Below are 8,000 nucleotides of genomic sequence, written 5' to 3' on the forward strand. Positions count from 1 at the left end.
GATTATTACAACTCATATTTATATAGCAACTAAATCAGCTACTATTACTGCTCTTTTTCCATTATTACAAGTTATCACAAATCTAATTGCTAACATCTCTGCACCACTTATAATAAATCGTTTTCCATCTTATACGCTGTTATATACCCTCCAATGGCTGAAAACAGTCTTTTTACTATTATTAATGATTTTGTTCCCGGTCTTATCCACAAACATTATAGCTCTATTAACTTTTATTTTTGTCATTTCATTATGTAGTGGGTGGGGTGCTCCGTTATTATACGGTATTCTCCCGCGCCTTACACCGAAAGAAAAATTAGTAAAAGTAAATAGTATCTTTTCCTTTTCAACACAAATTGTGCAAGCCGTTGCTTATTCATTTACGAGTATTGTCGTTCTTCTCATTGGCGCTACTTCTACACTCATGATTAATAACATTTTAATGATTTTCGGATGCATTGCATTACATTTTTCATTACGTTCCATACATACTGAAAGAATAGCAGATTCTCCCTCTTCCAAAAGTACTGTTTTATTGGAAGGTTGGAAACTCCTATTTCAAAATCCTTCTCTCCGTACCGTTACATATATGGACTTAATCGAAACTTTCGCAGGGACAATATGGATTGGTGCTATTACGATGGCATACGTTACGACTATCCTTCATAAGGGCGAAGAATGGTGGGGATATATTAATACAAGTTATTATGTTGGCACGTTAATCGGTGGTCTATTAGCCTGGAAAATGAGTTCCTATATTCAAAACAATTTAATACGATCTATGTCGATTGGCTCTCTTATGTTTAGTATTCTTACATTTTTATACGGTATGACAAGCAGCGGATTTATTGCGCTTTTTCTATGTGTTCTAATGGGACCATGTTATCAAATTAGAGATATTTCCCAAACGACTGTTTTACAATCAAGTGTCGCCCCTGCTTTATTATCCAAAATGTATACAGCACATGGTGCACTTCTTTCAACAGCCTCTGGACTATCTATGCTTAGCATTGGCATTATTACTGATATGTTCGGTGTTCGTACAATTTATATCATCGCTTCTATTCTTATTTTATGTTCCGCTTGTTTATCTTTTAGTTTATTAAAATATCATAAGACAGAGCAGAACGATATTTCACTTTAATCACTAAAACAAAGAGGACAGGGATTCCTGTCCTCTTTGTTTATTCTATTCATGATAAGTTGGGGATTTTTCTATGCTTTGTCGCTTGTTCAAAAGCATAAGCTAGCTTAATTAATATCCCTTTAAAGAAATTCAATATCCTTATTTAAACACCTTTAATTTCCCGAAAAATAAAAAAAGTCTGAAACGGATTAACCTTCGCTTCAGACTCTTACATTACTGTGCGTATACTTCATCTAACAAATGTAAAAACTCACCTTGTTTCCCAGCTAATTCAGGGCATTTTGCAATATCAACCCATTCGTAGCAAAATACTAATCCTTTATCTTCCTCACCAGCACTTACAATATGTTCCCAAGTATCCTTTACATCTGTTAGTAAAGTTACATGAAAAAAGTGGCGTTTTTCATATTCCTGTTTTTCTTTCATATGTATGATGTAATCTGCTAAAAAACGTTCTATGCATAAATGACGCAATCCGGATTCTTCCTGTACTTCACGCAATATAGCCGCTTCTAACGTTTCACCTTCATCAACCGTTCCTCCTGGCACTTGAATACCAGCTTCATGTATATCACGATGTTTAAAAACAAGTAATTGCATAACCCCCTCTTGTTCTCTTGTAATATATGCATGTACTTTTTTCTTATATAACATCGTCATTATACGTCTCTCCCCTCAATCATTTACTCTGTTACTTCTTCAAGCGTCAGTTGATTATCATACAAATATGTAGCTTGTGGATTTCCCACATACCTTACGTGCCATGGTTCATACCGATAACCCGTAATCGTTTCTTTCGCTTTTGTGTATCGAACAACAAAACCAAATTTATGGGCATTTTCAGAAAGCCACTGACCTTCTTTCGTTTCCCCAAAAACCGTCTCTAACTGAAATTTAGCAGATTGAGACGTAATATCCATAGCTAGTCCAGTTTGATGCTCACTTGTGCCAGGAACCGCGCTAGACATTGCTGTTTTTGCTTCCCCGTCTTGTTTTTTATACATCGTATTTAATGCTTTTTGTCGATCAAAAGATCTAAATCCAGAAACTGCAAAAAGAAAAATACGCTCGTTGTCAGCCTGCTGAAACATATCCTCAAGCGCCCTCGCTGCTTCTTTTCTCATCTTTTTCTTTTCTTGATCACCTTCACTAGAGTAGCGCACTTTCGGAATAACTAAATCTGGCGGTCTATACCCATCTGGTAAACGCCTACTTTTATTTACAAGTACAAGCATTGAATTCGGATTATTAATTACGGCAATATCCCCATCCATATTAGCAATCGTTTCTTTCGCTTTCGGAAATACGCTATTTACACTTACTTCCTGCGCCTGCTTATCCTTATACATTTTATAATTGATTCCTGCTACTCCAACAATAATTATTGCAGCTACGATACCGAGTAGTGCCCATCTTTTTTTCATATAACGACCTCTTATTTTAATAATTTGGCCATTTCATACTCATCGATGTCCTTTCCATCGATAATAAGAGCAGCTTTTTTGACACCTTCTTTCTCAAATCCAGCTTTTTTATATAGTGCCTGAGCTCTTGTATTGTGGGCCATTACTGTTAATTCTAAACGCCATACATCATGTAATTTTGCCCACTTCTCAACCTCTTTAAACAATCTAGTCCCAATACCTCGCCCGTTATACTCTTGCAAAATACCAATTACAATGCTTGCCACATGCCTCTTTCTTTGAATGTTATTTCCATTCACTAATATAAAACCTACTATTCTCTCATCTTCAACTGCTACAAATATTGTTGCATATTCATTTTCTATAAATCGATGGATCATTTTTTCTTGTTGCTCAGCTGTAATTTTCCTTTCTCCTGGTTCATATAACATAAACTTCGTTTCTTCATCTAATTGCTTACTTAATTGTAAAAATGATGCTGCATCTTCTATTTCGATTTCCCTAATCACTTCAATCACCCTACCAGTTTCATAATAAAAAGTTTTCCTTATAAAAAGATTTTCTCTACTTTCCCGAAAATTCCTTTGTAAATCTCCTACTATAAATTGACAAATTTCGATATTACTATAACAACGACAAATTATGTCTATTCTGTGACGTCTCACCATTACAAAGAAAAAACGCAAGCATTACACTTACGTTTTTTCAAGATTGAAGTGCGCTAATAATTATCGATAGATGTCCTGGCTAATTCACGTTTCACTTTATCCATTCACTTTTTCTGCCTGCCAAAAATATTCACCAAATGCTTTAGCAAGTGCATCAATTGATCGATTCAATTCTTCCTCTGTATTATCTACACCGCCAACTTCTATTAATATCGCTTGTCCTGATAGGTCTTGATTATAGATTCCATTTCCTGTCTGGAACCCTTTTTGAATGACCCCACGGCTCACTCCTGGATATTTCTTATTAATCGCCTCATGTAAAGCTGTCGCTAATTGTAAGTTTTTTTCATAGTTTTTATTTCCTTTCCCTACTACAAATGCAAGCTTTGCATATGATTTATCTCCAATTGTTTTTGTCGTTACATTCTTTCGGGCACTATCACGATGCAAATCAAAAAAGTATTGAAGATCTTTATTTCCAGCCATAGCTTGCTGCACAATTTCTCGTGACATTTTATACGAACTATTACTGTTTAAACCTTTACTTATTAACTTTTGACCAACATCACTCTTATCGTTAGTAGCTCCAATCCCTTCACCTTCTAGTTGTTCACGGAAACGATCTCCTAATATAGAAATATTCGATACAGAACTCGTTGCTTTATTCGGATTCGGGTCATTCGTTAAGTTAAGTAAAGGTAAATAAGATTCCCAGCTATGTGTATGATAAATAAACGCAACTTGTCTCTTCCCAGTCGTTTGAGACGGCTGTTTTTTCTCTTTACTCGTATCTTGTTTAGGTACTTGTCCAGTTCCACTAGTCCGTTCCTTCACCACTTCTTCAAGAGGAACACTCGACTCTATCGGTAAGTTAGAATAATTTGTACCCTCACCCGCAATAACAATTTCTGTATCGTACTTACCAAACCCCGGGAGCTCTTTCCCGACGAAACTGCGTACATCATTAAAGCGAATATTTGTAGCCATAGAAAAGAGAAAAGAAGAAATTGAAAAATCTTGATTCAAATTTCGATACTCCTGTGTAAAATAATGATTCTCTTTTCCAAGTACATACATGTAACCATTCATCGATAACTCATTTAACCAATTATATAAATACGTTGACTTTGTCTCTTTCATAGAGGTTACCATCATACTAATAAGAAAAAAAGTCGCTAGCATTGTAGTAATAACAAATAAAACTAACTTACGCATACTTGTAAACTTCATAAAAAAAAAGCCCCGATTCATACTATCACCTCTCTATTTCAAGTTATGTACAAGCCCTAGAGAATAGACCGTTAAAATTTCGGCTATATTGTTAATGAGGTGAAATGAATTGAAGCTATTAATAGGAATATTACCAATCGCTCTATCATTCATTTTTTATTTGTCCGCTAAGCAACCAAAAATCTCTATTGTGCTACATATTTCTGCGTACTTGGCACTGTATGTACTCGGTATAATTATTTCCATTAATATATACGATGTTTTAATACAAGATTTAGTTTTCATGACGAGCATTCATGGAATTTTACTGAATCCATTTTTCCTTATTGCAGGAGCGTATATAGGAACATACACTTTGTACCTACTTTTGTCTCACATTATTATGAAAATAAAAAATGGAGCGTAATGAAATGCAACCACCATTTATCTGTCATACATGCAAAAAAAGAATTATGAAAAAGAAAGATCTTATTACAGCCACATGGTACTTCCGCTTTTATTTATTTCACAGTGATTGTTTTAAACGACAGCAAGTGTTCATCTCACGATTTCTCCCTGTGAATACACTTTTCAATTCCTTTCTTATTATATATGGACTTATTTTTGGCAGTATTCTTATGATTACAGAACCATCTATTATTTGGCTGACTTTCTTTTTTCCCATTTTTTATCGGTTTCTTTCTTATTATTATGTTGAACGTTTTTTCTCTACATAACGCGCAGACTGACCTCTCGGAATACTTAAACATTCCCACTCATTTTCTTTTAACATCTTCCCAATGTATATAATCTGACCAATATGCAATGCATAATGAGCAATTTGCCTTTCAATTGCTTGCATGACAGTATGTGCTTCACCTCGAATGTATACCGTCTTCAATAAGTGTTCCGGCGTTAAAGTATTCATCGTATTAAAAACATATTTCCATCCTTCTTGCCAAGCTATAAGGGTTTCTTCTTTTGAGTGATAGCATCCTTCAAATTCACCATCTCGATTACGATCTGTTTTTTCACCATCAGACGTTAAAAAATCCGTCCATCTAGAACGCATATTACCGTGAAGATGCTTAATAATAATCGCTATACTATTTGTTTCTTCATGAGAAGACCATTGTATTTGTTCATATGATAATTGAGAAAGTGCCCGCTCCCCTTGTTTCTTTGTTGCTTTAAAGTTCGAAATCGCACATTGCAAATATTCTCGTCCGATATCCATATTAGCCCCTACCTTCACCCTAGCTAATTTTTGTTCCATTTGGCAATTCCATATTAGGCTGAAGTAACACAACATCACCAGCTTCAGGAACACCACCAAGCACAAGTACTTCTGATTTGAATCCAGCTACACGCTTTGGTGGAAAGTTTACAACAGCAACGATTTGTTGACCGATTAAATCTTCTGGACTATACCTTTTCGTAATTTGAGCACTTGACTGCTTTATCCCGATTTCTCCAAAATCTATTGCTAGTTTAATCGCTGGTACTCTCGCTTCTTTAAATTCCTCTGCATGTATTACAGTTCCAATTCTCAAATCCAAATTTAAAAAATCTTCAAAATTAGCCATTTATCATTCCCCCCAATTATTACTTAGACAAAATACAAAAATCCCCTTCAAAAAAAGAAAGGTGCCTAAGCACCTTTCTTTTGTAATTCACTTGATTCATTTGATTTATAGAAGAAGAAACCGAGAATCCCGCCAATACATGATGGAATTAACCATCCGATTCCTTCGTTATATAACGGTAACATTTGTAGTACATTAGAAATCGCGTCAATTTTAATTTTCGCACTTTCTAAACCGTTAAAGAAACTAATTAACAATGCACCTAAAATAGCTCCAATATAAATTGTATTACGCTTCCCAATCCACTTATGGAAATACGAAAGTACAATTAATACAATTGCAACTGGATAAATGATCATTAACACAGGTAATGTTACTGCGATTAATTGTGTTAAACCTAGGTTAGATACAATTAAACTAAATACACATACCATTGTTACAATCGTTTTATGCGAAAGTTTTGGGAATAAGTTTGTAAAGAAACCCGCACACGCAGATGTTAACCCAACAGAAGTTGTTAAACAAGCGAGTATAATAACAAGCCCTAATAAAATTTTACCACTCGTCCCATATAGCTCATTTACAACATTCGTTAAAATAAGACCACCGTTTTCTGAGATACCAAGTGATGTGCTTGTTGAACCAAGATAAGCAAGCGATAAATAAATTAACGTTAAACCAAGTACAGCGATAATACCTGATACTACTGTTATTTTTGCAATTTGACTACTCTCTTTTATCCCTTTAGAGCGGATAACTTGTACAACGACAATTCCGAATACGAGCGCGCTAATTGCATCCATCGTTAAATATCCTTGAATAAATCCACCAAAGAAAGCATTTTCTTTGTAAGCAGCTAACGGCGCAGCTGGCTCTCCAATTGGATCAATAATTGCCTTTCCGACAATAACAGCGACAATTAATACTAATAATGGTGTAAGAAACTTTCCGAACCAATCCACTAATTTAGATGGATTTAATGATAAATACCACGTTATTCCGAAGAAAACTATCGTGAAAAGAAATAGCATGTACCACTCTGAAACCATTGCCTCTGATAAAAACGGCTTCATACCCATTTCAAACGAAACAGCTCCAGTACGAGGAATCGCGAAAAATGGTCCAATTGCTAAATAACTAATCAATGGGAAAATAAACGCAAATATAGGGTGGACTCTAGAAGATAGCGCTTTCAAGTCCCCCTCTACAAACGCGACAGCTGTTACAGCTAGTAGGGGTAATCCGACTCCCGTTACAAGGAATCCTATTGTAGCAATCCAAACATTCTCTCCTGCTTGTTGACCTAAAACTGGCGGAAAAATTAAATTTCCTGCTCCTAAAAATAATGCAAATAGCATTAAACCAATTGCTACCGTATCACCTGGCCTTAAACGTCCCTTCATGCTCTTCATTTGCATAGCACTTTTTCATTGTTTATCTCTATATTTTACAATATGCTATGCATCCTCCTCTCTGCTCAAGATGATAAAATATGCCCCTTACAAAGCAGTGTCTTTCTCCATAATTTCTCCATTCCCCTTATTTTTACTCTAATCATTAATACAATTATTATTTTGAATTTTGATTTTTTTGAATTTTTAAATCATTAGAGTGTTATTACGCGGAGTGTAGATGTCAGACCTCTTTGTTTTTATCACACATATAGTAACATATTTAGTTGCAAAATAAAAACATATTTTCAAATTGATTTTTTTGAAAATCGAAATTATCTACATTTTTTATTCTCTTACACAAATATTGTTATAATTTCACCTATTATTCAATCGTTATTTTCAAATAACTTTATACACGTAACATACAAAAGCCATCTAATATAAATTGAAGTGACCCCCGAAAGTTAGACAGGTCGTTTCATTAGGCAGCCTCTAGGGTATGAGCCCGGTATTGTACTGGGCTCATACCCTTTAATTTTGCCTTAATTCTTTTATGGTTATAGTATTCTATA

11 protein-coding genes are annotated in these 8,000 nt (G+C 34.9%); 3 read left to right on the forward strand and 8 right to left on the reverse strand.

The features are described from left to right. Position 1 precedes the first annotated feature (1 nt). On the forward strand, positions 2-1,144 hold the full coding sequence (locus GBN78_RS27300; protein ID WP_226798499.1) for an MFS transporter: 1,143 nt from the start codon (positions 2-4) through the stop codon (positions 1,142-1,144). A gap of 216 nt (positions 1,145-1,360) precedes the next feature. Here the strand turns inward: GBN78_RS27300 and GBN78_RS27305 are convergent, their stop codons facing one another. The 4 genes from GBN78_RS27305 to spoIIP form a co-directional block, all read right to left on the reverse strand. Then, positions 1,361-1,807 carry an NUDIX hydrolase gene (locus GBN78_RS27305; RefSeq protein WP_000178293.1) on the reverse strand — a complete coding sequence of 149 codons (447 nt, stop codon included), beginning with the start codon at positions 1,805-1,807 and terminating at the stop codon, positions 1,361-1,363. A 23-nt stretch (positions 1,808-1,830) separates the two neighbouring features. Beyond that, positions 1,831-2,571: a M15 family metallopeptidase gene (locus GBN78_RS27310; RefSeq protein WP_152127911.1), complete on the reverse strand. Its 741-nt coding sequence runs from the start codon at positions 2,569-2,571 to the stop codon at positions 1,831-1,833. A gap of 11 nt (positions 2,572-2,582) precedes the next feature. Continuing rightward, on the reverse strand, positions 2,583-3,080 hold the full coding sequence (locus GBN78_RS27315; RefSeq protein WP_152127912.1) for a GNAT family N-acetyltransferase: 498 nt from the start codon (positions 3,078-3,080) through the stop codon (positions 2,583-2,585). Positions 3,081-3,335: 255 nt separating this feature from the next. Beyond that, complete coding sequence (gene spoIIP / locus GBN78_RS27320; RefSeq protein WP_001079280.1) at positions 3,336-4,490, reverse strand: stage II sporulation protein P; 1,155 nt, start codon at positions 4,488-4,490, stop codon at positions 3,336-3,338. 88 nt (positions 4,491-4,578) lie between these two features. On the opposite strand from spoIIP, the gene GBN78_RS27325 reads away from it, so the two are divergent. After that, positions 4,579-4,875: a hypothetical protein gene (locus tag GBN78_RS27325; protein ID WP_000770736.1), complete on the forward strand. Its 297-nt coding sequence runs from the start codon at positions 4,579-4,581 to the stop codon at positions 4,873-4,875. Between the two features lie 4 nt (positions 4,876-4,879). After that, entirely contained in the window at positions 4,880-5,185 is a 306-nt protein-coding gene (locus tag GBN78_RS27330; RefSeq protein WP_033682818.1) for a hypothetical protein, read from the forward strand. Here GBN78_RS27330 and GBN78_RS27335 read toward each other — a convergent pair. The 4 genes from GBN78_RS27335 to GBN78_RS27350 all read right to left on the reverse strand — a co-directional run. Beyond that, complete coding sequence (locus tag GBN78_RS27335; RefSeq protein ID WP_000435828.1) at positions 5,158-5,724, reverse strand: DUF1572 domain-containing protein; 567 nt, start codon at positions 5,722-5,724, stop codon at positions 5,158-5,160. The two genes, GBN78_RS27330 and GBN78_RS27335, sit on opposite strands and share 28 nt — an antisense overlap. Continuing rightward, complete coding sequence (gene csaA / locus GBN78_RS27340; protein WP_001263017.1) at positions 5,705-6,034, reverse strand: chaperone CsaA; 330 nt, start codon at positions 6,032-6,034, stop codon at positions 5,705-5,707. The genes GBN78_RS27335 and csaA overlap by 20 nt, the downstream gene beginning before the upstream one ends. A gap of 65 nt (positions 6,035-6,099) precedes the next feature. Then, positions 6,100-7,437 (reverse strand): branched-chain amino acid transport system II carrier protein BrnQ4, encoded by a 1,338-nt coding sequence (gene brnQ4, locus GBN78_RS27345; RefSeq protein ID WP_011110049.1) that lies wholly within the window; start codon positions 7,435-7,437, stop codon positions 6,100-6,102. 472 nt (positions 7,438-7,909) lie between these two features. Further along, positions 7,910-8,000: IS3 family transposase (locus tag GBN78_RS27350; protein ID WP_130055906.1), on the reverse strand; the 91-nt coding region annotated here is incomplete at its 5' end.

The organism is Bacillus sp. B2-WWTP-C-10-Post-4, assembly GCF_009183805.1.
Taxonomy (GTDB): Bacteria; Bacillota; Bacilli; order Bacillales; family Bacillaceae_G; genus Bacillus_A; species Bacillus_A cereus.